This is a genomic window from Paracoccus aerodenitrificans (assembly GCF_027913215.1).
Taxonomy (GTDB): domain Bacteria; phylum Pseudomonadota; class Alphaproteobacteria; order Rhodobacterales; family Rhodobacteraceae; genus Paracoccus; species Paracoccus aerodenitrificans.
In genome coordinates, this window is sequence record NZ_CP115784.1 from 596,146 (window position 1) to 622,980 (window position 26,835).

The 26,835-nt window shown below is 62.9% G+C and carries 24 protein-coding genes; 18 read left to right on the forward strand and 6 right to left on the reverse strand.

Annotation, left to right across the window (positions count from 1 at the left end; all coding sequences use genetic code 11):
- The first annotated feature begins 138 nt into the window (after positions 1-138).
- The 3 genes from PAE61_RS04240 (at position 139) to PAE61_RS04250 (ending at position 6,736) form a co-directional block, all read left to right on the forward strand.
- On the forward strand, positions 139-4,458 hold the full coding sequence (locus PAE61_RS04240) for a strawberry notch family protein (RefSeq protein WP_271114171.1): 4,320 nt from the start codon (positions 139-141) through the stop codon (positions 4,456-4,458).
- Complete coding sequence (locus PAE61_RS04245; RefSeq protein WP_271114172.1) at positions 4,458-5,498, forward strand: DUF7146 domain-containing protein; 1,041 nt, start codon at positions 4,458-4,460, stop codon at positions 5,496-5,498. The genes PAE61_RS04240 and PAE61_RS04245 overlap by 1 nt, the downstream gene beginning before the upstream one ends.
- Positions 5,499-5,809: 311 nt before the next feature.
- The gene (locus PAE61_RS04250) at positions 5,810-6,736 is read left to right on the forward strand and encodes a DUF2493 domain-containing protein (protein WP_271071085.1); all 927 of its coding nucleotides are present in this window, start codon (positions 5,810-5,812) and stop codon (positions 6,734-6,736) included.
- A gap of 21 nt (positions 6,737-6,757) precedes the next feature.
- Here the strand turns inward: PAE61_RS04250 and PAE61_RS04255 are convergent, their stop codons facing one another.
- The gene (locus tag PAE61_RS04255) at positions 6,758-7,048 is read right to left on the reverse strand and encodes a type II toxin-antitoxin system RelE/ParE family toxin (protein ID WP_271071084.1); all 291 of its coding nucleotides are present in this window, start codon (positions 7,046-7,048) and stop codon (positions 6,758-6,760) included.
- 1 nt (position 7,049) lies between these two features.
- Positions 7,050-7,313 (reverse strand): type II toxin-antitoxin system ParD family antitoxin, encoded by a 264-nt coding sequence (locus PAE61_RS04260; protein ID WP_271071083.1) that lies wholly within the window; start codon positions 7,311-7,313, stop codon positions 7,050-7,052.
- 200 nt (positions 7,314-7,513) lie between these two features.
- Between PAE61_RS04260 and PAE61_RS04265 the strand changes: the two genes are divergently transcribed.
- Together PAE61_RS04265 and PAE61_RS04270 are read left to right on the forward strand one after the other, a co-directional pair.
- Positions 7,514-7,954, forward strand: coding sequence for a hypothetical protein (locus PAE61_RS04265; protein WP_271114173.1), 441 nt, complete (start codon positions 7,514-7,516; stop codon positions 7,952-7,954).
- Positions 7,955-8,522: 568 nt separating this feature from the next.
- Positions 8,523-8,846, forward strand: a complete 324-nt coding sequence (locus PAE61_RS04270) for a DUF736 domain-containing protein (RefSeq protein ID WP_271114174.1) — start codon at positions 8,523-8,525, stop codon at positions 8,844-8,846.
- Between the two features lie 291 nt (positions 8,847-9,137).
- Here PAE61_RS04270 and PAE61_RS04275 read toward each other — a convergent pair whose 3' ends face one another.
- From PAE61_RS04275 to PAE61_RS04285, 3 genes are read right to left on the reverse strand one after another with little or no spacing between them, the layout of a single operon-like run.
- The gene (locus PAE61_RS04275; RefSeq protein WP_434803102.1) at positions 9,138-10,367 is read right to left on the reverse strand and encodes an MFS transporter; all 1,230 of its coding nucleotides are present in this window, start codon (positions 10,365-10,367) and stop codon (positions 9,138-9,140) included.
- Entirely contained in the window at positions 10,354-11,757 is a 1,404-nt protein-coding gene (gene chrA, locus PAE61_RS04280; RefSeq protein WP_271114176.1) for a chromate efflux transporter, read from the reverse strand. The genes PAE61_RS04275 and chrA overlap by 14 nt, the downstream gene beginning before the upstream one ends.
- The gene (locus tag PAE61_RS04285) at positions 11,754-12,758 is read right to left on the reverse strand and encodes a chromate resistance protein ChrB domain-containing protein (RefSeq protein WP_271114177.1); all 1,005 of its coding nucleotides are present in this window, start codon (positions 12,756-12,758) and stop codon (positions 11,754-11,756) included. The genes chrA and PAE61_RS04285 overlap by 4 nt, the downstream gene beginning before the upstream one ends.
- Before the next feature lie 240 nt (positions 12,759-12,998).
- Here PAE61_RS04285 and PAE61_RS04290 point away from each other — a divergent pair, with 240 nt between their 5' ends.
- Positions 12,999-14,045 carry an IS110 family RNA-guided transposase gene (locus tag PAE61_RS04290; RefSeq protein WP_271114178.1) on the forward strand — a complete coding sequence of 349 codons (1,047 nt, stop codon included), beginning with the start codon at positions 12,999-13,001 and terminating at the stop codon, positions 14,043-14,045.
- 198 nt (positions 14,046-14,243) lie between these two features.
- Here the strand turns inward: PAE61_RS04290 and PAE61_RS04295 are convergent, their stop codons facing one another.
- On the reverse strand, positions 14,244-14,456 hold the full coding sequence (locus PAE61_RS04295) for a helix-turn-helix domain-containing protein (RefSeq protein ID WP_271114179.1): 213 nt from the start codon (positions 14,454-14,456) through the stop codon (positions 14,244-14,246).
- A gap of 160 nt (positions 14,457-14,616) precedes the next feature.
- On the opposite strand from PAE61_RS04295, the gene PAE61_RS04300 reads away from it, so the two are divergent.
- The 12 genes from PAE61_RS04300 to PAE61_RS04355 all read left to right on the forward strand — a co-directional run bounded on the left by PAE61_RS04300 (position 14,617) and on the right by PAE61_RS04355 (position 26,590).
- Positions 14,617-14,874: a helix-turn-helix domain-containing protein gene (locus PAE61_RS04300; RefSeq protein ID WP_271114180.1), complete on the forward strand. Its 258-nt coding sequence runs from the start codon at positions 14,617-14,619 to the stop codon at positions 14,872-14,874.
- A gap of 77 nt (positions 14,875-14,951) precedes the next feature.
- Positions 14,952-15,224 carry a DNA -binding domain-containing protein gene (locus PAE61_RS04305; protein ID WP_271114181.1) on the forward strand — a complete coding sequence of 91 codons (273 nt, stop codon included), beginning with the start codon at positions 14,952-14,954 and terminating at the stop codon, positions 15,222-15,224.
- Positions 15,225-15,341: 117 nt separating this feature from the next.
- Entirely contained in the window at positions 15,342-15,692 is a 351-nt protein-coding gene (locus PAE61_RS04310; protein ID WP_271114182.1) for a transcriptional regulator domain-containing protein, read from the forward strand.
- Positions 15,613-16,110 carry a DUF2285 domain-containing protein gene (locus tag PAE61_RS04315; RefSeq protein ID WP_271114183.1) on the forward strand — a complete coding sequence of 166 codons (498 nt, stop codon included), beginning with the start codon at positions 15,613-15,615 and terminating at the stop codon, positions 16,108-16,110. Before PAE61_RS04310 ends, PAE61_RS04315 begins: the two co-directional genes overlap by 80 nt.
- 179 nt (positions 16,111-16,289) lie before the next feature.
- Positions 16,290-16,724, forward strand: a complete 435-nt coding sequence (locus tag PAE61_RS04320) for a thermonuclease family protein (RefSeq protein ID WP_271114184.1) — start codon at positions 16,290-16,292, stop codon at positions 16,722-16,724.
- Between the two features lie 305 nt (positions 16,725-17,029).
- Complete coding sequence (locus PAE61_RS04325; RefSeq protein ID WP_271114185.1) at positions 17,030-17,617, forward strand: ANTAR domain-containing response regulator; 588 nt, start codon at positions 17,030-17,032, stop codon at positions 17,615-17,617.
- Positions 17,617-18,795 carry an ABC transporter substrate-binding protein gene (locus PAE61_RS04330; protein WP_353620376.1) on the forward strand — a complete coding sequence of 393 codons (1,179 nt, stop codon included), beginning with the start codon at positions 17,617-17,619 and terminating at the stop codon, positions 18,793-18,795. Before PAE61_RS04325 ends, PAE61_RS04330 begins: the two co-directional genes overlap by 1 nt.
- A 297-nt stretch (positions 18,796-19,092) precedes the next feature.
- Positions 19,093-20,304: an MFS transporter gene (locus tag PAE61_RS04335; protein ID WP_271114187.1), complete on the forward strand. Its 1,212-nt coding sequence runs from the start codon at positions 19,093-19,095 to the stop codon at positions 20,302-20,304.
- Between the two features lie 18 nt (positions 20,305-20,322).
- Positions 20,323-22,758: a nitrite reductase large subunit NirB gene (nirB, locus tag PAE61_RS04340; protein ID WP_271114188.1), complete on the forward strand. Its 2,436-nt coding sequence runs from the start codon at positions 20,323-20,325 to the stop codon at positions 22,756-22,758.
- A complete protein-coding gene (gene nirD, locus PAE61_RS04345) occupies positions 22,755-23,087 on the forward strand; it encodes a nitrite reductase small subunit NirD (protein WP_271114189.1) in 333 nt (110 codons plus the stop codon). Before nirB ends, nirD begins: the two co-directional genes overlap by 4 nt.
- 11 nt (positions 23,088-23,098) lie before the next feature.
- Positions 23,099-23,950, forward strand: coding sequence for a formate/nitrite transporter family protein (locus tag PAE61_RS04350; protein WP_036744094.1), 852 nt, complete (start codon positions 23,099-23,101; stop codon positions 23,948-23,950).
- A gap of 12 nt (positions 23,951-23,962) precedes the next feature.
- Positions 23,963-26,590 carry a nitrate reductase gene (locus tag PAE61_RS04355; RefSeq protein WP_271114190.1) on the forward strand — a complete coding sequence of 876 codons (2,628 nt, stop codon included), beginning with the start codon at positions 23,963-23,965 and terminating at the stop codon, positions 26,588-26,590.
- The last annotated feature ends 245 nt before the right edge of the window (positions 26,591-26,835 follow it).

The following is a 26,835-nucleotide window of genomic DNA, read 5'->3' on the forward strand; positions in this document are numbered from 1 at the left end:
GCCGGGTCAATCCGGGCGCATGGTCTGTCTGGGCTTGTCCTTCCAGAGTCAGAGCTTCGCCGGGGTCGGGTAAGCCGGGTCAGCCCAGAGAGAGCGCTGCCCGTCTTTCCTGTTCCCGCTCTCCCGAGGTTTTCCGACATGAACATTTCGTCTCCCGCGGCCGCGCCGGTCACGCCGCTGGCGGCTGCGCCCGCGATCCTGGCTGCTGCCAATCTCCTGCTGCCCCATCTTGAACGCGGCCAGCGCGTCGATGCTGTGATCCTGCGCACCGCGATGGAAATCGCCTTCGGCGCATCCGACGCCAGCGGCGTCTGGGACTGGAAGCTGGCCTATGAGGCTTGCGAGGTCACCACCGTTCTGTTCCTGCGCAAATACGGACGGGCGCTGCTTCGCAAGCCGAAATCCCCTGTGGCGCGGCTGGATCACCTGACGAAGATCGCCGGGCTGCAGCCGACCCAGACCCGGCGTTCCGAGGAAAGCCAGAGTTTTCAGCAATTCAGCACCCCTCTGCCGCTCGGCCTCGCCGCGCTGACCGCTGCTGCGATCAGGGCCGATGATGTGGTGCTGGAGCCGTCGGCGGGCACCGGCCTGATGGCGATCCTCGCGCAGATTTCTGGCGCGGCGCTGATTCTTAACGAATTGGCCGAGATCCGCGCCGATCTTCTCTCATCGCTCTTTCCGGCCTTTCCCGTCACTCGCTTTGATGCTGCCCAGATCGACGATCATCTGGCGCCGGACGTCATCCCGTCGATGGTGCTGATGAACCCGCCATTCTCGGTCATGGCGAATTTCAGCGGGCGTGTGGCGGATGCAGCCTACCGGCATGTCGCCTCGGCGCTGGCCCGCCTTGCGCCGGGTGGGCGGCTGGTCACGATAACCGGGGCGAATTTCAACCCCGAGGCCTCGGCCTGGCACGATGCCTTCATCCGCGTGCAGGCCCGTGGCCGCGTGGTCTTCACCGCCGCCATCGACGGTGCGGTCTATGCGAAGCACGGCACCACCTTCGATACAAGGTTGACGGTGATCGACAAGCAACCCGCCGATGATCCGTCCGTCTTCCCGGTCTCGCCGGGGATCGCGCCTGATATCGCTACGCTGATCGGCTGGATCGAGGCGCAGGTTCCACCGCGCCTGCCGGTCACGCTGTCGAAAGTGGCGGCTTCTGCTCCGACCGCCGCACCGAAGTCGGTACGAGGCTATCTTGCCCGCGGCGCAGCGGCCGGGCCGGTCGCGCCTCCGGCCGATGATCCCGAGGGGGTGGAACTGGCCTATGAGACCGTCGACTGGGTGCCACCGGAAGGCGCGCGCCTGTCCGACGCCATTTATGAAGAATATGCGCTGCAATCCCTGCGCATCCCCGGCACTGCGCCGCATCCGACCAAGCTGGTGCAATCGGCCGCCATGGCCTCGGTCGCGCCGCCCAAGCCCTCTTACCGGCCGATGCTGCCCGCCGACATTCGCGAGCGCCTATCGGATGCCCAGCTTGAGACGGTGATTTATGCAGGCCAAGCCCATGCCGAACATCTCGCCGGTACCTGGACTGTGGACGAAACCTTCGACACCGTGAGCGCTGCTCCCGAGGATGCTGGCGCCGTCCGCTTCCGGCGCGGCTTCATGTTGGGCGACGGCACCGGCGCGGGCAAAGGTCGGCAATCGGCGGGGATCATCCTCGACAACTGGCTGCGCGGGCGACGCAAAGCGGTTTGGATCTCCAAATCCGACAAGCTGATCGAGGACGCGCAGCGCGACTGGTCGGCCCTCGGCATGGAGCGCCTGCTGGTCACGCCGCTCTCGCGCTTCCCGCAGGGCAAGCCCATCACGCTGTCGGAATGCATCCTGTTTACAACCTATGCCACGCTGCGCTCCGACGCGAGCGGCGAAAAGGTTTCGCGTGTGCGCCAGATCGTCGATTGGTTGGGGGCCGACTTCGATGGGGTCATCATTTTCGACGAAAGCCATGCCATGCAGAATGCCGGGGGCGGCAAGGGAGACCGCGGCGATGTCGCCGCCAGCCAGCAGGGGCGTGCGGGCCTGCGGCTGCAGCATGCGCTGCCGGATGCCCGCGTGGTCTATGTCTCGGCGACCGGCGCCACCACGGTGCACAATCTCGCCTATGCGCAGCGGCTCGGCCTCTGGGGCGGCGAGGACTTTCCGTTTCAGACCCGCGCCGAATTCGTCGAGGCGATCGAGGCTGGCGGTGTGGCGGCGTTGGAGGTGCTGGCCCGCGATCTGCGGTCGCTTGGCCTCTATACCGCCCGTTCGCTCTCCTATGATGGCGTTGAATATGAACTCGTCGAACACCGGTTCACGGGGGAACAGCGCCGCATCCATGATGCCTATGCCACTGCGTTTTCGGTGATTCATGGGAATCTGGACGCGGCGATGCAGGCCGCCAATATCACCGGCAGCGGAGGCACGCTGAACCGGCAGGCGAAGTCTGCCGCCCGCTCGGCGTTTGAATCCACCAAGCAGCGTTTCTTCGGCCATCTGCTGACCTCGATGAAGACGCCGACCCTGATCGGGTCCATCGAGGCCGATCTGGAAGCGGGCCATGCTGCCGTCATTCAGATCGTCTCGACCGGCGAGGCGCTGATGGAACGGCGGCTGGCGGAAATCCCCACCGAGGAATGGAACGACATCTCCGTCGATGTCACGCCGAGGGAATATGTCGGCTCGTATTTGCAGCATTCCTTCCCCGTCCAGCTTTACGAACCCTTCACCGATGGCGAGGGCAATCTCTCCTCGCGTCCCGTGTTCCGGGATGGCCAGCCGGTCGAGAGTCGTGAAGCTGTCGCCCGGCGTGACGAGATGATCGAGCAGCTTGCCAGCCTGCCGCCTGTTCCCGGCGCGCTCGACCAGATCGTACAGCGTTTCGGCACCGATATGGTGGCCGAGGTGACGGGCCGTTCGCGTCGGATCGTGCGCAAGGGCCAAGGCGCTTCGGCACGTCTCGCGGTCCAGAACCGGGCGCCGTCGGCCAACCTGGCCGAGACCTCGGCCTTCATGGATGATCAGAAGCGTATCCTGATCTTCTCGGATGCCGGTGGCACAGGCCGAAGCTACCACGCAGACCTAACGGCGCGGAATAAGCGGCTGCGAGTGCATTATCTGCTGGAACCAGGCTGGAAGGCCGATGCCGCCATTCAGGGGCTCGGGCGCACCAACCGTACCAATCAAGCGCAGCCGCCGCTCTTCCGCCCTATCGCCACGGATGTGAAGGCCGAGAAGTGGTTCCTTTCGACCATTGCCCGCCGCCTCGATACGTTGGGGGCAATCACACGCGGTCAGCGACAGACCGGCGGTCAGGGCCTCTTCCGCCCTGAGGACAATCTTGAAAGCCCATACGCCCGCGACGCGCTGCGTCAGCTTTATCTGCTGATCGTCCGCGGGAAGGTGGAAGGCTGCTCGCTGGAACGGTTCGAGACTGCCACCGGCCTGAAGCTGATGGATTCGACCGGCATCAAGGACGATCTGCCGCCGATCACCACCTTCCTCAACCGCCTGCTTGCCCTGACCATCGAGTTGCAGGGCATCCTGTTCTCAGCCTTCGAACAGCTTCTGCAAGCGCGGATCGACGGGGCGATGGCCTCGGGTACCTATGACATTGGGTTGGAGACGTTGCGCGCCGAAAGCTTCATCGTCACCGAGCGGCAGGTGATCCATACCCATCCCGGCACCGGCGCGGAAACGCGGCTGCTGACCCTGACAGAACGCAAGCGCAATCAGCCGGTCACGCTTGATGCGGCACTGGCGGAACTGGACGATCCGCGCGCGAGGCTGCTCATCAACGAGCGATCCGGTCGCGCCGCCGTGCAGATCCCGACCACCAGCATCATGCTGGACGATGGTGAGATCGAACGGCGCGTGCGGCTGATCCGGCCCATGGAGGCGATGAATATCCCGGTGCGGGCAATGGGGGAAACCAATTGGGCTGAAGCTGACCATGCCACGTTCGTTACAGCCTGGGAGGCGGAATTGTCCGAGGTGCCGGAGTTCACGGACAGCGTTTTGCAGATGGTGACGGGCCTTTTGCTGCCGATCTGGAAACGCCTGCCGCAGGATTCCGCCCGCGTCTATCGGCTCCAGACCGATGAGGGCGAGCGGATTATCGGTCGCCGGGTCTCGCCCGCATGGGCTGCAAATGCTTCAACCAGCGGTGTCAGCAGCAGCATCACGCCCGATGCCGCTTATGCCGCTTTGCTGGAAGGCCGCACGATCCTCGATCTTGCCGAAGGGCTGCAACTGCGCCGGTCCCGTGTCATGGGCGCAAACCGGATCGAACTTTGCGGCTTCACCGATGCGATGCGCGAGCGGCTCAGGGCCTATGGCCTCTTCAGCGAGATCATTTCCTGGAAGCTGCGTTTCTTCGTGCCGGTCGGGGCAGTAGGCCCGGAGGTCACGGCCAAACTCCTCGAGCGTTTCCCGATCGTGCACATCTCCGAGCGGGAGGCGGCGTAATGGCGCGTCTCAACGCTTCGGAGCTGGCGCAGCGTCTTGGCCGTGAGGCCGAGGCTGTGTGCCGCCATTATCTGTCGAATGGGCGCAAGCAGGGCAATTACTGGCAGGTCGGCGATGTGCGCAACACGCCGGGACGTTCGATGTTCGTGCGTCTGACCGGATCGGAGGCCGGCAAGGGCGCGGCGGGGAAATGGACAGATTCCGCCACCGGGGAGCATGGCGATTTGCTCGATGTCATTCGCGACAGCCTCGGGCTGGTCGAATTTTTCGATATTGCCGAGGAAGCCCGGCGCTTTCTCAGCCTGCAGCATCCCGAACCGGGGCCACGGTCCCGCCGGTCCGGAAAACCGCCAGCACCATCAGGCTCCTCCGAGGCGGCCCGCCGCCTCTGGCGCATGACGCAACCGCTGGCCGGCTCAATTGCAGCGACCTATCTGCGCAATCGCGGCATTACCGATCTGCGCGAAACCGCCAATTTGCGTTTCCATCCGAATTGCTACTGGCGGCCCGAGGGCGATGGAGCGACCGAGACATGGCCCGCCATGATCGCCGTCGTCACTGACCTCGACGGCATAATCACCGGGGCACATCGCACCTGGCTCAAGCGCGACGGCTCCGGGAAAGCACCTGTCGATCCGCCGCGAAAGGCGATGGGAAATCTGCTCGGGCACGGCGTTCGGTTCGGGTGTGCGAGGGATGTCATGGCGGCAGGCGAGGGGATCGAGACCATGCTCTCGCTGCGTCAGGCACTGCCAACGATACCGATGGCTGCGGCCCTTTCAGCCGGTCATCTCGCCGCCACCCGGTTTCCGCCGCATCTGCGCAGGCTCTATATCGTCCGCGACAACGATCCGGCAGGCGACAGCGCGCGGGATAGCGTGATGGACCGGGCCATCGAGGCCGGAATCGAGGCGATCACGCTCTCGCCCATGCTGGGGGATTTCAACGACGATCTCGTCAGCTTTGGTCTGGAGGCGCTTCGGGCGCAGATCCGGGTGCAGATTGCCCCCGAGGATGTCAGCCGTTTCATGACCTTGTGACAGCGCTGGAACGGGGAATGTGATCAGGGCATCGGCCTCGCCATGCGCAAAGGGTTGCAAATCCATCGGCAGGGGACCGCGCCTTGGCCTTCTCAGGGGGCGAGCGGCCCACAAGCGCTCCGGCCCGGCAATGGCGGCGCCCGACTGATTTCCGTCGGCGGGCAGGCCCGCCTTTACAGCGCGAAGCAAATCAGCCGGGCTTTGCCATCAAGGCTCTCGCCAAGGGCTCGGGCTGCCCGGCCGGATCGCCCGTGGGCGTGTCGTCGCCATGAAGGCCGCGACGGTCGCGGTCCAGCCGAAGGACACATCCCATGTATGCCCATGACAATTTCGAACCCGATCACAGCACATCCTCGACCGGCCATGTCACCGACGCCCTCGAACTCTATGGCTACCACCCCGCAGAGGGCGAAGCCGATCCCCGGACCACGCCCGAGGATCATACCATCCAGACCGCCGTCGCCGATATCTTCGATGCACTCATCGCCACCATGGCCGATACCAGCCTGGATGCCGATCTCGACGAGATCATGTGGTCCACCGTCAATACCTTCCACCGCGCCGCAGACCGGATCGAGCGCAAACTCGACGATAACGAGCAGGCCCAGAAGCGCCTTCAGCGCGAACAGGATGGCAGCGAGGTCAAATCCGTGCAATTGGAAATCCTGATCGACATCGGCCAGAGTCTGATTACCCGCCGTGATAGTATGGAGGTCTTCCGCGACACCGCCGCCGACATCTATCTGCGTACCACCGGCACGCCCTGGTCGCCGCGCTCCGGCTCACGGGTCAACCATCGCCAGATGACCTCGGCCATGATCGACAGCCGCGATTTCCTCGCCGCCAAACGCCGGGCAGACAATGAAGTGCTGCTGCCCGCCGGGCCGAAGATTGCCTTCTCGGGCGGCGACACCACCGATCACCGCGCAATCTGGGCCAAGCTCGATCAGGTTCATGCCAAGCACCCGGATATGGTGCTGCTGCATGGCGGATCGCCGAAAGGTGCCGAGCGCATCGCCGCCACCTGGGCCGATAACCGCAAAGTGCCGCAGGTCGCCTTCAAGCCCGATTGGACGAAACATGCCAAGGCGGCACCCTTCCGGCGCAACGATGCGATGCTGAATGTGCTGCCGATCGGGGTCATCCTCTTCCCCGGCACCGGCATTCAGGAAAACCTGGCCGACAAAGCCCGCAAGATGGGCATCCCGGTGTATCGGCTGGCAAAGGGCGGCGCGTGAGCGCCGCCCCAATCCTGCAGACTATCGCAGCAATCCCGGCAAATCTCGTGCGCCCTGGAGCACGCGCACGATTTGCACCTCATCACCGTCCTCAACGAAAAAGATCAGATAGCGTCCATGGCGCGCGTGGCGCAGCCCCTTGTGCAGGTCGTCGCGCTTCTGGAAGCTGCCGGGGCGCTCGCCTATCTCCATGATCTTCGCCTCGATCTCGGCCACGAAGGACGCGGCGCGGGGCGGATTGTCGAGCGCGATGAAGTCGCCAATGTCGATCAGGTCCGCCTGCGCGGCGGGCAGGATAACCAGCTTTACCACGTCAGGACTTGTCAGCGTAACGCGCCCGCAACTCGGCGAAGACCTCATCGGCCGGAATGCCCGGACCGCTGTTCAACCCGGCCTTGATCGCGTCCCGCAGGGCCTCAAGCTCGCGGCGCTCGGTATCGCGGTTGCGCGTCCACTCGCGCAGGGCCTCGCGGACAACTTCGCTGGTCGAGGCATATTCACCACCGGCCACGGTCTGGCGCAGGGCCTCGGCCATATCCGAGGGCATTGTGATGGTCATTCGCTCGGCTGAAGCCATGACATATCTCCTTCGCGGCGCGTCATACATAAGCATACTTCTGATGCTCTGAATGTCGAGTCCAATCACCAATATCTGATTCGCCGCCAACAAACATTCCACCCTCTCGCTCAAAAGCGCGGGGGCTGTTATCCTGAAACCCGCGCCTGTGGTGGTGGTGGAAGGCGCGCTTGTTCCATTCCTTGCACGGTGACACCACCATGATCATTTTCGGAATCCTCATCTCCATCACAGCCATCGGGACCCTTTGCTGGCTGCTGTTCAACCTCGCCGTCGTTGCGCTGCCGGTCTTTCTTGGCGTCAACGTGGGTATCTGGGCCTATGGCACGGGTGCGGGCTGGCTGGGCGCTATTGTCACCGGGCTTCTCGGTGCGGGCCTGACGCTGGCGGCCGGTCAGGCCTTGCTGATTCTGGTCCGTCCGGTCTGGGCGCGGCTGCTGATTGCACTGGCCTTTGTCGCGCCGGCAGGCACGGCCGGTTTCTACGCCACGCTCGGGATCACCCGGCAGATGATGCCCTCCGAGACCTGGCAGATCATCTTTGCGGTGATCGGTGCGGTCGCTGTCGGAGCCACCACCTTCCTGCGCGTTGCGGGCATGGCGGTGACCGACGCTGCGGACGGAATCCCCGTGCGTGGTTGATGCCGCAGGCTGTTGTTGGCGGGTCAGAAGCTGGCAGAAAATCAGCCGTCCCCGTCACAAGGTTCCGGGCGATATCGGCGTGTTGGTTTCGGATCAGGTAGAGGCCCGGACAGGGCCCGGTCAAAGCGCGGAACTGTCGGCGATGGGATACGCGGGCCGACTCTGAACCCGGTGAGGGCATTTTGCCCTGAGCGGGCCGGGAAGGACGGATACGCAGGGCCTGAACCGGCAGGTGACAGTCCGCCGGAATTGCTGGTCCGGTCTGCCTTGACATGCCTTCCGGTCGCCGTCGTCTCCGTTAAAGCCCCCGTGTCTCGACCGCTCCAAACGGCCTCTTCAATGGCCTGATCTGCCCGAAGGACAGCGCATGCGCTTCGACGGCTTTGGCGCAACAGCGACGGCGTAACTTTCTTCCCCTGGGCTGCGCCCATTCCTCGCGCAGACAAGAAACTTCCGCCTCTGCTGTCCAGCCCCGTTCCGGGGTGCGCCAGTCCTCGCCTCCGGCCGGTCGATCGCCATCGAGGCCGCAATGGTGCGGGCTCGGAAACGGAAAAAACGGAGACTGAAAATGGCTACCATCGGCACCTTCAAGAAGACCGGCAACGAGTTCACCGGCGAGATCGTCACCCTGAGCGTTCAGGCCAAGGGCGTGCGCATCATCCCCGACACCCGCAGCGCCGGCGAGAACGCCCCAAGCCACCGGGTTCTGGTCGGCCGCGCCGAGATCGGCGCCGCCTGGTCCAAGCGCTCGAACGAGGGCCGCGACTATCTGGGCCTCAAACTCGACGATCCGAGCTTCACCGCCCCGATCTACGCGAACCTCTTCGATGACGAGGATGGCGAAGGCTACTCGCTGATCTGGTCCCGTCCGAACAACCGCCGCGGTGACTGACGGCGCGAGGGCCCCGGCCACAAGGTCGGGGCCTTTGCCATGCCCGCAACCGAATCGGATGCGTTGATGCGGGTCGCCGACCCGCATCCGATTGACCCGCCAGCGCCATTTTTGATTGGCATCCGCGCTAGAGCGACTATTATAGATGGGGTATTCGGACGTCGGTAATCTTGATCCGAATAACTCAATGTGATTTCCGCAGTGATCGCTTGATAATCAGCGGATAAACATGAATAGCACGTTCCCCCTGTTCGTTCAGATGACCATTGCGTACTGAAGTACTCGTCTCCGCTATTTCTGTTCTTCCGGCGGCTTGATGTGGCGGAACTGCGCAAGCAGCAGCAGGTCATAGGTGATCTTGAGCCCACCGCAGATCAGGAGCGGCCAGGCTTTGTAGGATGCGGCGAACAAGGCTCCGGCCAGCGCGGGACTGGCGGCTGCGGCGAGGCTGCGCGGAACGGAGGTGAAGCTCGCGGCGGCGGCGCGCTCAGCCTCCGTCACCACGGCCATGACGTATGACGAGCGCGTCGGCACGTCCATCTGGGAGAGCGCGGCCCGGATCAGCAGTAGGGCAAGCGCAACGCTGAGGTTGGGGGCGAGCGCCGCCAGCATCAGGGCGATGCTGGAGGGAATGTGGGTGAACACCATCGTATTGACGAGCCCGATGTGCCGCGACAGCCAGGCGGCGACCGGAAAGGAGAAAGCTGCCAGCACGCCCGACCAGAAGAAGAATATGCCCGCGGCCGACAGCGACAGATCGAAGCGCTCGAACAGCCACAGCGCCAGCAGCGACTGCACGACGAACCCGCCGGCGAAGGCATCGAGGCTGAAGAGTGCGGCGAGCTTGAAGACGATTGCGCGGGAAGGACCAAGAGCGGCGGCCGCCTCGCCTGTCGGCGGGCGCTTCGGGATGCGTGCATAGAAAAGACCCCCCAAGAGTCCTACAACCGCATAGAGGATGAACATCAGCTTGATCGCAGTGAGCTGGCCGAGGCCGACGGTGGTCATCACATCGGGAATGGTCGCGGCGAGCGCGCCGACGGCGCTTGCGAGCGCTCCCACAAGGCTATAGCGCGCGAACATCCTCGTCCGGTTGGCGTCTTTCACTTCCCGCGTCAGCGCCGCGTGCTCGATCGGCACGAACACGCTCACACTGCCGGCCGACGGGTTGATCGTGCCGGCAAAGGCAACGACCAGAAGGAGCCCGTAATCGTGAACCACGGCGAAGGCGACGCCGGTTGCGATCATCAGGCTGGCGGCCGCCAGCAGAAGCTGACGATGATCAAAGCGCGGGCCGAGAAAGCCGACCGCGATGGTCAGCAGCGCCGAGCCGAGCAGCGACGCGGTGGCGAGGATGCCGACCTCGAGCGGGCTGAAGCCGAGCGCAAGCAGGTAGACCGGCAGAAGGATGGCCACGAAGCCGTCGCCGAAATCGCGCAACGCCCGCGCCGCGAAGAGACAGGTCGCCGGGCGGAGCCACGGGCGCGGCCGAGCGTCCATTTGAGTGTCAGAGGAGCCCATAGGCGAGCCCCGCCAGGGAACAGGCGGCGAGCACCTTGAGCATGCCGACCTTGAAGCGGACCACAGCGATCAGGGCGCCGAGCGTGAGTATGAGCGAGGCCACGTTGACCGAGCTCAGGACCGGCGCATCGACGCTCATACCGAAACCACTCACCTCGATCAGCTCGCCGAAGAGCACGTGCAGGCCGAACCACACCGCGAGATTGAGGATGACGCCGACGACGGCGGCCGTGATCGTTGCCAGGGCTGCCGACAGCGCCTGGTTGCTGCGCAGCGCCTCGACATAGGGCGCGCCGAGAAAGATCCACAGGAAGCAGGGCGTGAAGGTCACCCAGGTGGTGAGAAGCCCGGCGAGCGTGCCAGCCAGCAGCGGATCGAGCGACCCCGGCGAGCGAAAGGCGCCCATGAAGCCCACGAACTGCGTGACCATGATGAGCGGCCCGGGCGTGGTCTCTGCCATGCCGAGCCCATCCAGCATCTCGCCGGGTTGGAGCCAGTGATAGCTCTCGACCGCCTGCTGCGCGACATAGGCGAGAACGGCATAGGCGCCGCCGAAGGTCACCACGGCCATCTTGGAGAAGAAGACGGCAATGTCGGCGAAGACATTGCCGGGACCGAACGCAGCAAGAAGGGCGGCGACCGGCGCAAGCCACAGAACGAGGAAGGCGCCCGCGATCTTCAGCGCCCAGCGGACCGAAGGATGGGCATGCGCCGGGATCGTCTCGCCGAGGGCACTGTCGGCGTCGGCGACCTGCTTGTCGCCCACCTTGCCGTGCCCGTTGGAGGAAAGGAAGGGGGCAAGGCCCGCGCGCCCGCCGGCAAAGCCGATCAGAGCCGCTGTCAGAACGATGAGGGGAAACGGCACCTGGAAAAAGAAAATGGCGATGAAGGCGGCCGCCGCAAGCGCCACCATGACGTTGTTCTTAAGGGCGCGACTGCCGACGCGCACGACGGCTTGCAGCACGATGGCGAGCACCGCCGCCTTCAGCCCGAAGAACAACGCCTCGACCGCGCCGACATTGCCGAAGAGCGCATAAATCCAGCTCAACGCCATGATGGCGACGAGTCCCGGCAGCACGAACAGCGCGCCGGCGACGAGCCCGCCCTTGGTCTTGTGGAGGAGCCAGCCGATATAGACGGCGAGCTGCTGCGCCTCCGGGCCGGGCAGGAGCATGCAGTAGTTGAGCGCATGCAGGAAGCGGTTCTCGCCGATCCAGCGCTTCTCCTCGACGATGATCCGGTGCATCACCGCGATCTGCCCTGCCGGGCCGCCGAAGGAGAGCGCCGCGACCCGGGCCCAGACCCGCACGGCCTCTCCGAACGGGATGCCGTGGTCGGGCGCATCGTCGCGCTCGATGGATTGTGTGTCGTTGCCGGCGTTTCTGTTCATGGATCCATCCCTGCGCGTCCGCGGCGCGTCTTGTGAAAATACTGGTAGAGGTTGTCGAGGACGGGCTCGCCTTGAGCGATGCGCTCCTCGTCGTCCGCATGCGCCACGGCGATGCCGGCGATGAGATGGGCAATGCCGGCGGCTTCCTCGCGCCCGAACTTGCCGTCCTTGAGGTCGATGTCATGGACGATCTCACCGATCGCCCGAAGGGCCGGGTCGTCGAGACCGGCGCGGGTGAGCAGCACCTCGAAACTGCAACGGTCGCCCTCATGGGTGAACTCGCCTTCGAACATGTCGAAACGCAGCTCGCCCGGTTCGGGGACATAGTCCTTGCCCGGCACGAAGCGGATGACGGCATCGGGGTCGATGAACCGGCGGATAAGCCAACTACAGGCGATGCGGTCGATGTGGACGCCCTTGCGCGTGACCCAGACACGGCCTTTGAGGTCTTCGATGGCCGGCACAGCCTCTGGCTCTGCGGCGTCCGTGTCCACGTCCACTACGAGCAAGCCCTCGAGTTCAGTGATGGCACCTTCTGCGGCGAGGCGGCCGGTCGCGCCGAAGAAGTCGATCGCCGCAATATCGGCGAGCCGCTTGCGTAGCCGCCGGACCTGGGCGCGCGCTTCCGTCTTCTCCTCACCGCTAGCCGCCACATCGAGAGTTGCTGTGAGTGCCCGGGCCTCGTTGGCGATCGCCTCATAGTCGTCATCGCGCGCCGTATCGAACAGGGCCCGCACCTGATCGTCCGATAGACCGTCGATCAGGCGTGCCTCGCACACCATTGCCTCGCCGCCGCCCTCGACAATCTCCTTCAGGAGCCACGCGAAATCCTCCCGCGTCTCGGCCGTCGCCGGCAGCGCGTAGACGGTGCTCTTCACCGCGACGGCGCCAATGCCTTGCAGCCGGCGCCAGACCTTCACGCGCAAATAGGCCGGCTTGCTGGGAAGCTGGTGGATCAAAAGAAGCCAGGGTGGGTTCGGCAACGGCTGCTTGTCGTTCATGTAGTGACTGTATCATTGCGCGAATTATCTGCAACATTTGTATCAAGAGAGATCGAGTCTCTTACTCGCTCAGCCGGATCTGACCGGGCTCCGCGATGTCAGATCCGGTCCAAATCACGCCAGCTGCCGATGGGCGCGCTCGATCATTTGGCGAAGAACAACTGAAATAGTCGTAGTTTACAAAACCGTCTGAAGATTGGTTATGAGAAGTGCCGTTCCTTGATTCGGAGAGGATTCGGTATGTCTCAAGACCACTACATCGGCCTGGACGTCTCGGCACGCAGCGTGAACCTCTGCGCAGTCGATCACGAAGGCCGAGTTGTTCACGAAGCAAAGCTTACTTCCGAGCCGGAGGAAATCGCGCGACATATTCTGGCACTGCCCTTTGCCGTTTGCCGCGTGGGTCTGGAGGCCGGAATGTTGTCACAGCATATCTTCGGCACACTTGCCGAAGCAGGCATTCCCGCCATTTGCGTCGAAACCCGGCACATGAAGGCTGTGCTTGCCGCGCAGCTCAACAAGACCGACCGGCACGATGCGCGCGGCATTGCGCAAATGATGCGGGTCGGGTTGTTCAAGGAGGTTCATGTCAAGACGCCGACGAGTCGGCGCCTGCGGGCCGTCCTCACCGCCCGGCAGCTGCTCCGCAACAAGCTTCAGGATGTCGAGAACGAAATCCGGGGGCTGATGCGCGACTTCGGCTATCATCTGGGTAAGGTGACGGCTCGTGATTTCGAGCCGCGTGTGCGCGAACTGACCGCAGACACGGAACTGCACGTCGTCTCAGATACGCTTCTTTTGGTTAGGCGTGGATTGCGGGAGCAGTTCGGCAGATTGGACGACCTGTTGGTCAAATTAGCGCGGCAGGACGAATTGACCCGGAGGTTCATGACGGTGCCCGGCGTAGGGCCGCTCGTCGCGCTGACGTTCCGGGCGACGGTGGATGTTCCCTCGCGCTTTGCGCGATCTCGGACCGTCGGTGCCCATTTTGGCCTGACGCCGCGCAAGCAGCAATCTGGTGAGGTCGATCGGAGCGGCAGGATTTCCAGGTGGGGAGACGCCATGATGCGCAGCCTGCTCTATGAGGGCGCACAAGTCCTGCTGACACGTGTAAAGAGATGGTCTGCGCTGAAGGCTTGGGCGATGCAGGTGGCGCGGAGGCGCGGCCACAAGAAAGCGATTATTGCTCTGGCGCGCAAGATCGCTGTCATCTTGCACCGCATGTGGGTAGACGGGACCGAATTCGAATGGGGCAAGCGGCCGGAAACCGCTGCGTCATCAGTATAGAGTTCGACCAGGTTTTGCTGGTCGAGGCACTTCCCCGCGAGGGGACGGGGAACGGCGAGCGCGCAAATACGACTTGACCGCCAAGGCGATGCCGAGGTGATGTCGCATTATAGATTGTCCCGCCGGCTCCTCTGATCCCATCCTGTGGCGGTCTCGTACCGACCACGAAGAGAAGCATGATCCTCGCGGGGGTGCCATTCAAACCTCGTCGTCGGGAACGACCAGATCGACGTGGCTGACGCCGAGGGCTTGGGCAAGCTCATACAGCGTGATCACGGTCGGATTCCTCCGGCCGCGTTCAAGGCTGCTGAGATATTGTTGGCTGAAGCCGGAACGCGCTTCAACCACTTCCTGGGTCAGGCCCTTCTCCCGACGCAGGCGGGCGAAGTTCCGGCCGACCAGTTTGCGCATATCCATGCGCAGGAAGATCGCGATTTACATACTTTAAGTTTATCAACTATAATATGTAATTGGGCCGCTGGTGAGGGAGAAGTCTTCTCTATCCGGTTGGTCCGAATAGAGAAGTCGTAGTTCTGGCGCATGCGCCGGGCCGGATGGGAGGTGATCATGCATGATCACCGCCCGACAATCACGGGCCGCGCGGGCGCTTCTGGGATGGACGCAGGAGAGGCTGGCGGATGAGGCCCGGGTATCTCTGACCGCGCTCAAGCGCCTCGAATCCGAAAGCGGGCTCGAGGTCTATGAAAGCACGCGCGATCAGGTGCGCCGGGCGCTGGAGACCGCCGGGGTCGTTCTGCTATCGACTGACAAGGGGCAGGGGGTGTTGTTGCTTCATGGCCGGGCTGATGAGAAGACGACACGCGGTTAGACGCGCTGAAGATGCTTTCCGGTGTCGATTGTCCGGGCGCTTATATTGTTTGTTCCAAAAACTTCCAGAGTGTCGGCATGACGCCTGAATCAGTTGAGCCGTTTCAGGATGAGCCGCCGACCGGCGAGGCACTGACGCCCTATGATCGCGCGCATATGGCGCTCTATCTGCGCATGCTCGACGCCCATCGCGATGGCGCGGACTGGCGCGAGGTGGTCGAGGTCCTGTTCGGCCTCGATCCGGTGGCGGAACTAGATCGCTGCCGCAGCCTTCATGACAGCCATCTCGCCCGTGCCCGCTGGCTCAGCGAACAGGGCTATCGCGAATTGCTTCGCGACAATCGGCGCTGAGCGGCCGGTGATGCCGCTGCGGCATCACCCTCTGCGAAACAATGGGGTTCCGAACTTCGGCTTTCGCATGAATGTTGGCTGGCATTCTCACGGCATGCGCTGAAAGCGAGGTAGACCATGCCCTACGATCCCTCCGGCTGGCGATCCTCTGCGGGCTACGATCATGTCGAAGACCTGACAGCATCTGACCTGGCCTGGGAATGGCTGCGCCGCAGTGACGACTATGCGGCGGATTACAGAGCGCTGAACGAGGCGCAGGAAGAAGGAGCCCCCACGCTCGCGCAAATGCGCGAACGCTGGGGGCTACGATTTCCCGCTCGATCCGTCCCTGGCGCCTCCCGGCGCGCCTGTCTTCTGGGAACCAGAGATCGATACCGGCGGCGTTGTTTTGGTCGAGGCACCGGAAGTGCTGAAGGCGGAGGTCGCGGCGTTGCCCGACTTCGACCGTCTGGGGGCAGACGAGGGTGAACCGGCAAAATTCCTGATGATCGACGGAGGTGGGCATCTCTGCCTGTTTCATGCCGAGATATCGTCAGGAACTGAGACCCCTGCTGCCGTGGTGCCGCTTGGATTGGAAGGTTTCGACCGATTGGAAGCCGTCCACAGATTGCTGGCATCGCTGCACCAGCGCGCGATTCCGCCCGACACGCGGCTGACGCCACAACAGCGCCTCCGTATCCGACGCATGTTGCAGGCCCATGATGCGCGACAATCCGGGGCGACACAGAAGGAAATAGCGCGCGGTATATTCCGAACAGGTGATCTAAGCCGTGACGAATGGCAGGTTCACTCGACACGCTATGCCGTCATCGGATTGCTCAGGGACGCCAAGGCTCTGGTTGCCGGTGGCTATCGTCGCCTGCTGCGGCATCGACGCAAGAGGTGAGCAGTTCGAACGACAATTCTGGACGTAACATCCTCCCCGGTGTTGGCTATGGAACTCGCGCCCGAGGCTGCGAATGGGAAGCCAATCTTATCATGGCGTTCTGTGGTACCGCTCTGGATCCGCGGAAATTTAGCTATTGCTGCGTTGAACTTCTCGGAAAGCTATGATGTGCAGGTGCCATGGCCCGCATTTTGATCCTGTTCGTTGTCATCGCACTGTCCGCTTGTTCATATGACCAGCTAGCCGGGGCGCAGCCTGAAGCCTCTGCTGGTGTGTTTTCTGGCCGTGCAGATGTTATCGATGGCGATACTCTGGACGTCGCCGGAACGCGTATCAGGCTTTTTGGCATCGATGCACCGGAGGTGAGCCAAACCTGCGGGCGTGGCGATGGATCCGCTTGGTCCTGCGGGCAATGGTCCCGAAGCGAGCTTGTTCGTCTGCTTGGCGGACGGCCCGTCGAGTGCCAACCGCGCGACGTTGATCGATACGGTCGGATCGTCGCTATCTGCTATGTGCAGGGGCGCGATGTGAATGCAGCCATGGTCGAATCCGGCGCGGCTCATGCCTATCGGAAGTATACGATGGGTAGATGCTGGCGCCCAACTGTTTCTTGAAGTTTTGGGCGGACAGCGGACTTTCGGCGCACAACCCGCCGATGTCGGCTTTACACCGGCCGGACCTGTAATCGCCCCTATTCTGCTACGCGGCTCTGGAACGAAATTTACCCCAATCGCTGCGGATGTTATACTGTACCGCGACAGGTCTTTTTCCGCCGAACCTGCGCAGTGTCGTGGTCGCGTTGAACTGTTGATGCAATTTTCAGCAACCGTCGAAAAATTGGGCAGCGATGGTCCAGCGGCAACTACATATCGTTCTCGATATTGTATTCAGCTTACTGCAACAGCAATCTGCGATCCAAATGCACAAGAAGCTTTTGATCGTTGTCGTTGAGCCCGATTCCGACCGGGCCAAGTCCATCGTCGATGGGCTTCGTCAAGCTGGGGATCATGAGATTCGTGTGATGGCCGAGCAGGCCGGACTGGCCCGGCAGGTTGCCAGCCTGCAGCCGGATGTGGTGCTGATCGACATGGCCAACCCGTCCCGGGACGTTCTTGAGGAACTAGCGCTGGCCTCGGGGCCTTCCGAGCGGCCGGTCGCGATGTTCACGGACAGCACCGATGAGCAATTGACGCGTTCTGCCATAGAGGCGGGGATCTCGGCCTATGTCGTCGATGGGCTGCGACCTGAACGGATCAAGCCAATCCTCGACGCCGCCATCGCGCGCTTTTACATTATGCAACGAATGAAGGCCGAACTGGCTGCGACGCGCGCCGCGCTGGAAGAACGAAAAGTCATTGATCGGGCCAAGGCGGTGCTGATGAAGGTGCGGGGAATCGATGAGGAAGCGGCCTACGCGCTGTTGCGCAAGGCGGCGATGGATCAGGGCAAACGCCTCGCCGAGATCGCGCAGCAACTGGTCATGGCTGCAGGGCTGTTGGGCAAATGATGTCGCTGCGCCTTGGCTATGTGCCCTTGATCGACGCGGCACCGCTGATCGTTGCCCAGGAACTTGGCTTTGCCGCTGAAGAGGGGCTGCGGCTGGAATTGGTACAACTGGGCGCCTGGGCGCAGGCCCGCGACATGCTGGGCGCTGGAATGATCGACGCGGCCCATATGCTGATGCCGATACCCATTGGTCAGGCGCTAGGGCTGGGGCCGCCGCTGCCGGCAATGGATTTGGTCATGTTCATGTCCCAGGGCGGGCAGGCCATCGCGGTCAATCGCGTGATCGAGGCGCGGCTGCGCGGGATCGGTTATGGGTTCGATTTCGCCGACCCTCGCGCCGCAGGGCAGGCCTTGCGCCAGGTGGCTAAAGCACCGCTGCGTGTGGGTGTCCCGTTCACCTTCTCAACGCATCTGGAGCTGACGGATTACTGGCTGCGGGTCAGTGGCTTTGCGCCGGAAGAGGTCAAACTGATCACCGTGCCGCCGCCGCGGATGGCCGATGCCACGGCGGCGGGCGAGGTAGAGATGTTCTGCGTGGGCGAGCCCTGGGCCTCCTTCGCGGTCGAGCGCGAGGCCGCTGCGCTGTTGCTGCCCGGAACGGCGATCTGGGCCGCGCCTCCGGAAAAGGGCCTTGTCCTGCGGCGCGATTTCACCGCCAATCGGCCCGACGAGACCGGCGCGCTGATGCGGGCCGTCTGGCGGGCGGGGCGCTGGCTGGATCAGCCGGAGCAGCGCGGCCTCGCCGCCGAGATCATTTCGCGCGCAGGCTATCTGGATCTGCCGTCGGAACTGGCGGACAGGGGCCTGAGCGGGCGTCTGCTGCTATGTGCGGATGGCGAATTGCGCGACACGCCACGTTTCATCGCATTCAATGACGGTGCCGCCAGTTTCCCGTGGCGCAGCATTGCCGCGCTGATCGCAAAGCGGATTGCGCTGCGCCATGGGAAAGACCTTGACGTTGCCATGGCCCGCGCGATGCAGCATTTCCGCACTGATCTTTATCGTAAGCATCTTCGTCCGGCAGGGGCGGCTTTGCCTGGGGCGTCCTCGCGGCTGGAAGGAATGCTGGCCGAGGACCGTATGGTCGCAGCCGAAAGCGGACAGATGATTCTGCGTGCAGATGGGTTCTTCGACGGCTTCACGTTCGAGCCTCCGGAACAGACCTCATCCGAGGCTTGATTAAAATTTGGGCGCGCCGCCGGGTTGCCGCGCGAATTTCCGGCATTTACAGCCTGAATGACTTGGATTTCGCTGCTCTGCAGCATTTTGACTTGCGGCAGCGGTACTCCGGGATGATCCTGAGGACATAGCCCGGTGCAATGGCGCGCCTGCGGCTCGCTCGCAACGATGCGGCATCTCTCCTGAAAGCGCGATGGCGGTTCGCCGTGTCGCCCGTGGTCGGGCGCGCCTCTCCATATGCCCCGCGCTTTCCGACAGCCACTGCAACCCAGTTTTGCCATCAGAGCACCTGCATCCATGACCGTAGCGTCCGCACATGAATCGGGTCAGGCACTGACCCTGTCCACCATCGCCTTCACCATCTGCTTTGCCGTCTGGACGATCTTTTCCATCATAGGAATCCAGATAAAAGAGCAACTCGGCCTCACTGAAACGCAGTTTGGCCTGCTGATCGGGATGCCGATCCTGACCGGATCGCTGGTCCGGCTTGGGCTTGGCGTTTTGACCGACCGTCTGGGCGGTCGCATTGTTTATACGCTGACCATGCTGGCCGCAGCGCTTGCGACGTTCCTTCTGGGCTGGGCCACGACCTATCCGCAAATGCTGCTGGCTGCGCTTGGCGTTGGTCTGGCCGGCGGGTCCTTCGCGGTCGGCGTCGCCTACGTCTCGCGCTTCTTCGACGGTAAGAAGCAAGGCACCGCGCTTGGCGTTTTCGGTGTCGGCAATGTCGGCGCGGCGGTGACCAAATTCGTCGCCCCCTTTGTCATGGTCGCCCTTGGCTGGCAGGCCACGGCGCAGGTCTGGGCCGCCGCGCTTGCGGTGATGGCGGTGCTGTTCTGGTTCCTCAGCAAGGATGACCCGGTCACCGCGGCGCGCCACGACACCAAGGCACCGCTGCGCAGTATGAAGGCGGAACTCGCACCACTGAAAAACCTGCAGGTCTGGCGCTTCTCGGCCTATTATTTCTTCAGCTTCGGTGGCTTTGTCGCGCTGGCGCTGTGGCTGCCGCATTACCTGATCGGCGTCTACGGCTTTGACGTCAAAACCGCCGGCATGGTCGGCGCGGCCTATTCCATTCCTGCATCCATCTTTCGTGCCTATGGCGGCGTCCTGTCGGACCGCGTCGGCGCGCGCGTGGTGATGTATGTCACGCTGATCGTTTCCGCCCTATGCGCGGCCATCCTGTCGCTGCCCACCGGTGTGCCGGTTTTGGTGTTCCTGGTGGTGATCTTCGTGCTGGGCTTCTTCATGAGCCTCGGCAAGGCCGCGGTCTATAAGCATATCCCGTCATATTACCCCGACAATGTGGGCGCGGTCGGCGGTCTGGTCGGCATGATCGGCGGCTTGGGCGGCTTTGTCCTGCCGCTGCTGTTCGGCTGGCTGAAAGAGGAAACCGGCCTCTGGTCCACCTGCTTCATGGTGATCTTCGCGCTGGTGATCGGTTGCCTCATCTGGATGCATGCCTCGATCCGCCGGATGGATCGCGCTGCCACGCCGCAAGCCGCCTGACCTGAAGGAGAAAGAGCGATGAAAAAGAAACTTGTGGTTATCGGGGCGGGCATGGCCTCGGGCCGGATGCTGGAGCAGCTGTTTGAAGCCAATCCGGACGCCTATGACGTGACGCTGTTCAACGGCGAGCCGCGCGGAAATTATAACCGGCTGATGCTGTCTCCAGTTCTGTCGGGCGAGAAAACATACGAGGACATCGTCACCCATGACGAAGACTGGTATGCCGCGCATGGCGTCGATTGCCGCTTCGGCCAGCCGGTCGTCAAGATCGACCGCGATAAGCGCGTGGTTCATTCCAACCATTCCAGCGCGGAATATGATGCGCTTGTCATTGCGACGGGTTCCGCCCCTTTCATCATTCCTGTGGCAGGCAAGGAACTGCCCGGCGTGGTCACCTATCGCGATCTTGAGGATACGAATGCCATGATCGAGGCGGGCATGGCCGGCAAGGATGCCGTCGTGATCGGTGGCGGCCTGCTGGGGCTCGAAGCTGCGGCCGGCATGGCGTTGCGCGGGGCGAAGGTGACCGTCATTCATCTGATGGATCACCTGATGGAGCGTCAGCTGGACCCGGCCGCAGGCTATCTGTTGCAGAAGGACCTGGAAAAGCGCGGCATCACCGTTCACTGCAAAGGCGCGACCAAGGCGATCATGGGCCATGGCAGGGCCGAGGCGGTGCTGCTGGAAGACGGCACCGTCTATCCCGCCGACCTGGTCTGCATGGCCGTCGGCATCCGTCCCGAAACCCGAATCGCCGTCGATGCTCATCTGGAGGTCGAACGCGGGATCACCGTCGATGACGCCCTGCGCACCAGCGATCCGCATATCTTCGCGCTTGGCGAATGCGTCGAACATCGCCAGCAGTTGTTCGGGCTGGTGGCGCCGCTTTACGATCAGGCCAAGGTGCTGGCGAAAACTCTGCTGGAAGAAGAGGACGCGTTTCAGCCTGTCCAGACCGCGACCAAGCTGAAAGTCACCGGCTGCGACCTTTTCAGCGCGGGCGATTTTGCCGAGGGCGAGGGGCGCGAGGATATCGTTTTCCGCGATCCGGGGCGCGGCATCTACAAGCGTCTAGTCCTTCAAGAGAATCGCATCATCGGCGTCGTCATGTATGGCGACACAGCGGATGGTAACTGGTTCTACGGGCTGATGAAGGAGGGCACGGATATAGGTGAGATGCGCGAGACGCTGATCTTCGGCCCCGCCTATCAGGGGGGTGCCGCACCGGACCCTATGGCGGCCGTTGCAGCATTGCCGCCTGAGGCGGAGATCTGCGGCTGCAACGGCATATGCAAAGGCACGATCGTCGAGGCCGTGCAGGGCGGCGCGACCACGCTGGATGCGGTGCGCGCAACCACCAAGGCCAGCGGTTCCTGCGGTACCTGCACCGGGCTGGTCCAGCAGGTCATGGCCTTTACTCTTGGCGGTGACTTGGCGGAGGCCCCGGAGGGCATGTGTAAATGCACCGATCACAGTCACGAGGATGTGCGCCGCTTGATCCGGGCGATGGGTCTGAAATCGATCCCCGCCGTCATGCAGGAACTGGGTTGGAAATCGGTCGGTGGCTGCCATTCCTGCCGTCCGGCGCTGAATTTCTATCTGCTGGCCGAATGGCCGCTGGAATACCGCGACGACCGCCAGTCGCGGTTTGTGAACGAACGCAACCATGCGAATATCCAGAAAGACGGCACCTATTCGGTCGTGCCCCGCATGTGGGGCGGTGTGACCACCCCGGACGAGTTGCGGGCCATTGCCGATGCGGCGGACAAATATAACGTTCCCATGGTCAAGGTCACCGGCGGTCAGCGGATCGATCTGCTGGGCGTTCGCAAGGAAGACCTGCCGCATATGTGGGCCGATCTGAACCAGGCCGGACTGGTCAGCGGTCACGCCTATTCCAAGGGGCTGCGCACCGTCAAAACCTGTGTCGGGTCGGAATTCTGCCGTTTCGGCACGCAGGATTCGACCGGGCTGGGCATCCGTCTGGAAAAGCTGCTCTGGGGCTCGTGGACGCCGCACAAGGTCAAGCTGGGTGTCTCTGGCTGCCCCCGCAACTGCGCCGAGGCGACCTGCAAGGATGTCGGCGTCATCTGCGTGGATTCCGGCTTCAAGATCAGCGTGGCCGGTGCCGCCGGGATGGAGGTGAAGGAAACCGAACATCTGGCCGATGCCGCGACCGAGGACGAAACGGTCGAGATCATCACCGCCTTTGTCCAGCTTTACCGCGAACATGCGCAATATCTGCATCGCCCCTGGAAATGGGTCGCAAAGGTCGGGCTGGACTGGGTGAAGGAACAGGTCGTCGATGATCTCGACAATCGCCGCGATCTGGTCGCGCGGTTCGAGATCAGCCAGTCAGTCTATCGCAAGGATCCCTGGGCCGAGCATTCCACCACCTTGGAGACGCCCAAATGGGCGCCGCTTGCCGATTTCACACTGGAGGCCGCCGAATGACACATTTCGTCGATATCGGAGCTTTGGATGATGTGCCGAAACAGGGCGCACGGGTGGTGAAGACCGCGCAGGGCTGCATCGCCGTCTTCCGCACCGCGGATGACCAGGTCTTCGCGCTGGACGACCGCTGCCCGCATAAGGGCGGGCCGCTTTCTGAGGGGATCGTGCATGGCAGCTCGGTCACCTGTCCGCTGCATAACTGGGTCTTCGACATGAATTCGGGCGAAGCGCAGGGCGCGGATGAAGGCCATGTCCGAACCTATCCGATCCGTGTCGAGCATGGCCGCATTCTGATCAGCGCGGGGCTGATGGCCCGCCGCGTAGCCTGAGGAGTTTCAAGATGTCTTACGTGACACCCAGCGATTTCGCGAAAAAGATGGTCGATGCCGGTGAGGCGAAGGTTTTCATGTCCACCAAGGACACGCTGATCCGCGCCTTTATGGCAGGCGCGATATTGGCGCTTGCCGCGGCTTTTGCCGTGACCGTCACCGTCAATACCGGCAATGCGCTGATCGGGGCGCTACTTTTTCCGGTCGGCTTCTGCATGCTTTATCTGCTGGGCTTCGACCTGCTGACGGGGGTGTTCACGCTGGTCCCGCTGGCGTTGCTGGACAAGCGGCGCGGCGTCACCATGAAGGGGATGCTGCGCAATTGGGGCCTTGTGTTCTGCGGGAACTTCGCTGGCGCCTTCACCGTGGCGATCTTCATGGCGATCATCGTCACTTTCGGCTGGTCCGAGGCCCCGAACGAAGTCGGTCAGCGGATCGGCCATATCGGCGAAGGACGGACCGTCGGCTATGCGGCACATGGCGCGGCCGGCATGCTGACGCTTTTTGTCCGTGCGGTGATGTGCAACTGGATGGTCTCGACCGGGGTGGTCGCGGCGATGATGTCGACCAGCGTGTCGGGCAAAGTCATCTCGATGTGGATGCCGATCATGGTGTTTTTCTACATGGGCTTCGAACATTCCATCGTGAACATGTTCCTGTTCCCCTCGGGGCTGCTGCTGGGCGGCGATTTCACCATCGCCGACTATCTGATCTGGAACGAGATCCCGACGGTCATCGGCAATCTGGTCGGCGGGCTGACCTTTGTCGGCGCAATGATCTATGCCACGCATTACAAGACCTCGCCCGAGCTTGACCGGGATGAGCCGGTCAAGCCGCAACCCGCCGTCATGCCCGCCGAATAAAGGGCCCGGACCATGAACATGCAGCCCGCAACCAAACCGATCCGGACGACATGCCCCTATTGCGGAGTGGGCTGCGGCGTTCTGGCCACGCCGCTGGCCAATGGCGGGCTGGCGATCGAGGGCGATCCCGATCATCCCGCGAACAAGGGCCGGCTTTGCGTCAAGGGCGCCGCGCTTGGCGAGACATTGGGCCTGCGGGGACGCCTGCTCGATCCCTATATCCACGGCAAAAGATCGAGCTGGGATCAGGCGCTCGATCTGGTCGCGCAGCGTTTCAGCGATGCCATCGCCAAACATGGGCCGGATTCGGTCGCCTTCTACGTCTCGGGGCAATTGCTGACCGAGGATTACTATGTCGCCAACAAGCTGATGAAGGGCTTTATCGGCAGCGCCAATATCGACACCAATTCAAGGCTTTGCATGGCGTCTTCGGTGGCGGGTCACAAGCGCGCCTTTGGCAGCGACACGGTGCCGGGGCTCTATGAGGATCTTGAGCTTGCCGATACGGTGGTCCTTGTCGGCTCGAACCTCGCCTGGTGTCACCCGATCCTGTATCAGCGTCTGGCAGCGGGCCGAGAGACGCGCGGGACAAAGGTCGTCGTCGTCGATCCCCGGCGCACGGCCACCTGCGACATCGCCGATCTGCACCTTGCGCTGAATGCGGGAACGGATACCGTCCTGTTCAACCTGTTGCTGGCGGAAATCGCGCGCCGTGGCCTGATCGATCACGGTTTCGCCCCCAATCTGGACGGGATGGAGGATGCGCTGGCCGCAGCACAGGCAACTCCGCTATCCTCGACCGGTCTGCCCGATGCCGATCTGACCCGCTTTCTGGACCTGTGGACCGCAAGCGAGCGTGTGGTGACGGTCTATTCCCAGGGCATCAACCAATCCGAAAGCGGGACCGACAATGTCAACGCGATCCTGAACTGTCACCTTGCCACCGGCCGGATTGGCAAGCCCGGCATGGGGCCGTTTTCGGTCACCGGTCAGCCCAATGCCATGGGCGGGCGCGAGGTTGGCGGGCTTGCGAATATGCTGGCCTGCCATCTCGATATCGACAACCCGGATCACCGCGACGCCGTCCGGGGTTTCTGGCAGGCGCCGCGTATCGCCGAGAAACCGGGCCTGAAAGCGGTGGACATGTTCCGGGCCGTCGAAGAAGGCAGGATCAAGGCGCTTTGGATCATGTGCACCAATCCCGCCCTGTCCATGCCAGAGGCCGACCGCGTGGCCCGTGCCATCAAGGGCTGCGACTTCACGGTCGTTTCAGACATTGTGACGCAAACCGACACAACGCGTCTGGCGGATGTGCTGTTGCCTGCGACCGGCTGGGCGGAAAAAGACGGAACCGTCACCAATTCCGAACGCCGGGTCAGCCGCCAGCGCCGTGCTCTTGCCGCTCCGGGGCAGGCGCGGGACGACTGGCGCATCATGGCGGATGTGGCCAAGCGGTTGGGCTGGGCCGATGCCTTTGATTGGACGGGGCCTGCGCAGATTTTCGCGGAACATGCGGCGCTTTCCGGCGTGGCTGGCGGGCTTGGCAGCGACTTCGACATCTCGGATTATCGTGAGACGACAGCGCCTGAATATGACAGGATGGAGCCGTTCCTCTGGCCGCAATCTCCGTCGCGCCAGGGTGGGCGCTTTTTCGGAGACGGGCTTTTTCAGACGCCATCGGGGCGCGGGCGCATGGTCCCGATCTTTCCCGCCAACCGGCGGCCGGTCGATATTGCGGCACCCTTCACGCTGAATACCGGGCGCGTGCGCGACCATTGGCACAGCATGACACGGACGGGACGGGCTGCCAGGTTGTCCCGCCATATCGCCGAGCCTTTCCTTGAGCTTCACCCACGCGATGCCGAGCGGCTGGGTCTTGCCCCGGCCGGTCTGGCGCAGGTCGAGAACGAACATGGCCGCGCAATCCTGCGGGTTCTGATCACGGATCGTGCAGCACCCGGCCATCCTTTTGCGCCCATTCATTGGACCGGCGAGACGTCATCGGCGGGTCGTGTATCTTCGCTTGTTCCGGGTCTGACCGATCCGATCTCGGGGCAGCCCGCCCTGAAATCCGCCGCCGTGAATATAAGCGCCTTCCGGGCAGGCTGTTACGGGTTTGCCGTGTCGAAATCAGAGATCAACGCGGCCGGCGATTACTTGGCCATCGCCAAACTTCCTAAAGGCCATCAGGCAGAACTTGCGTGGAAGGAACCCCCCCGTGATTGGATAGAAGAGGCCGCAAAACTTTTCGGCCTGGATACCACGCCAATGATCATGCGTGACCGCCATCACGGGACTGTCCGGCTGGCCTTTCTTCAAGACGGCCGCCTGCAGGCAGCTCTGTTTGTTTCGCCCGGGCCAGTGGCCCTGTCCCGCAGTCATATCGCCGAGGCATTGGACAGCGATCAGACTGCAGACATCCTTGCGGGCAGGCCGGGAGGCGATCGGCAGGACGAAGGCGCTGTCGTTTGCGCCTGTCTTGGAATCGGTGCTAACAGGATCGCGCGCTTCATCGCGACCCGGAAAACAGCTACTCTTAATGAAATCGGCGCTGCCCTGGGTGCGGGGACGAATTGCGGATCATGCCGGCCCGAGTTGAAAAGGATGCTGGCTCGGACTGCAGGGGCAGTTGATCGCTGATCTGATGCGGGTTTGCTGGCGTATTCGCTATTCCCTTGCTTTGGCGTGGATGCGGGTACTTAAAAAGCAAAGGTAGAAAGGCTTGCTTCAGTGTCCCCGACCATCCGTAGGGGCTATTTCGTCCAAGCAGTCGCTTCTACTAGCCATCTCTAAATGGCGCTTAGCAGTGGTAACTCTTCTGTATCAACATTCGCCATGCCTATCCTGCTTGTAGTATTTTGTTATCATCATGCCGCGGCGCAACA

Bases quoted from the DNA above. Each gene is read 5' to 3' on its own strand.
- PAE61_RS04240 (WP_271114171.1), top strand. From the start codon at position 139: ATGAACATTTCGTCTCCCGCGGCCGCGCCGGTCACGCCGCTGGCGGCT.
- PAE61_RS04245 (WP_271114172.1), top strand. From the start codon at position 4,458: ATGGCGCGTCTCAACGCTTCGGAGCTGGCGCAGCGTCTTGGCCGTGAG.
- PAE61_RS04250 (WP_271071085.1), top strand. From the start codon at position 5,810: ATGTATGCCCATGACAATTTCGAACCCGATCACAGCACATCCTCGACC.
- PAE61_RS04260 (WP_271071083.1), bottom strand. From the start codon at position 7,313: ATGGCTTCAGCCGAGCGAATGACCATCACAATGCCCTCGGATATGGCC.
- PAE61_RS04265 (WP_271114173.1), top strand. From the start codon at position 7,514: ATGATCATTTTCGGAATCCTCATCTCCATCACAGCCATCGGGACCCTT.
- PAE61_RS04270 (WP_271114174.1), top strand. From the start codon at position 8,523: ATGGCTACCATCGGCACCTTCAAGAAGACCGGCAACGAGTTCACCGGC.
- PAE61_RS04275 (WP_434803102.1), bottom strand. From the start codon at position 10,367: ATGGGCTCCTCTGACACTCAAATGGACGCTCGGCCGCGCCCGTGGCTC.
- chrA (WP_271114176.1), bottom strand. From the start codon at position 11,757: ATGAACAGAAACGCCGGCAACGACACACAATCCATCGAGCGCGACGAT.
- PAE61_RS04285 (WP_271114177.1), bottom strand. From the start codon at position 12,758: ATGAACGACAAGCAGCCGTTGCCGAACCCACCCTGGCTTCTTTTGATC.
- PAE61_RS04290 (WP_271114178.1), top strand. From the start codon at position 12,999: ATGTCTCAAGACCACTACATCGGCCTGGACGTCTCGGCACGCAGCGTG.
- PAE61_RS04295 (WP_271114179.1), bottom strand. From the start codon at position 14,456: ATGCGCAAACTGGTCGGCCGGAACTTCGCCCGCCTGCGTCGGGAGAAG.
- PAE61_RS04300 (WP_271114180.1), top strand. From the start codon at position 14,617: ATGATCACCGCCCGACAATCACGGGCCGCGCGGGCGCTTCTGGGATGG.
- PAE61_RS04305 (WP_271114181.1), top strand. From the start codon at position 14,952: ATGACGCCTGAATCAGTTGAGCCGTTTCAGGATGAGCCGCCGACCGGC.
- PAE61_RS04310 (WP_271114182.1), top strand. From the start codon at position 15,342: ATGCCCTACGATCCCTCCGGCTGGCGATCCTCTGCGGGCTACGATCAT.
- PAE61_RS04320 (WP_271114184.1), top strand. From the start codon at position 16,290: ATGGCCCGCATTTTGATCCTGTTCGTTGTCATCGCACTGTCCGCTTGT.
- PAE61_RS04325 (WP_271114185.1), top strand. From the start codon at position 17,030: ATGCACAAGAAGCTTTTGATCGTTGTCGTTGAGCCCGATTCCGACCGG.
- PAE61_RS04330 (WP_353620376.1), top strand. From the start codon at position 17,617: ATGTCGCTGCGCCTTGGCTATGTGCCCTTGATCGACGCGGCACCGCTG.
- PAE61_RS04335 (WP_271114187.1), top strand. From the start codon at position 19,093: ATGACCGTAGCGTCCGCACATGAATCGGGTCAGGCACTGACCCTGTCC.
- nirB (WP_271114188.1), top strand. From the start codon at position 20,323: ATGAAAAAGAAACTTGTGGTTATCGGGGCGGGCATGGCCTCGGGCCGG.
- nirD (WP_271114189.1), top strand. From the start codon at position 22,755: ATGACACATTTCGTCGATATCGGAGCTTTGGATGATGTGCCGAAACAG.
- PAE61_RS04350 (WP_036744094.1), top strand. From the start codon at position 23,099: ATGTCTTACGTGACACCCAGCGATTTCGCGAAAAAGATGGTCGATGCC.
- PAE61_RS04355 (WP_271114190.1), top strand. From the start codon at position 23,963: ATGAACATGCAGCCCGCAACCAAACCGATCCGGACGACATGCCCCTAT.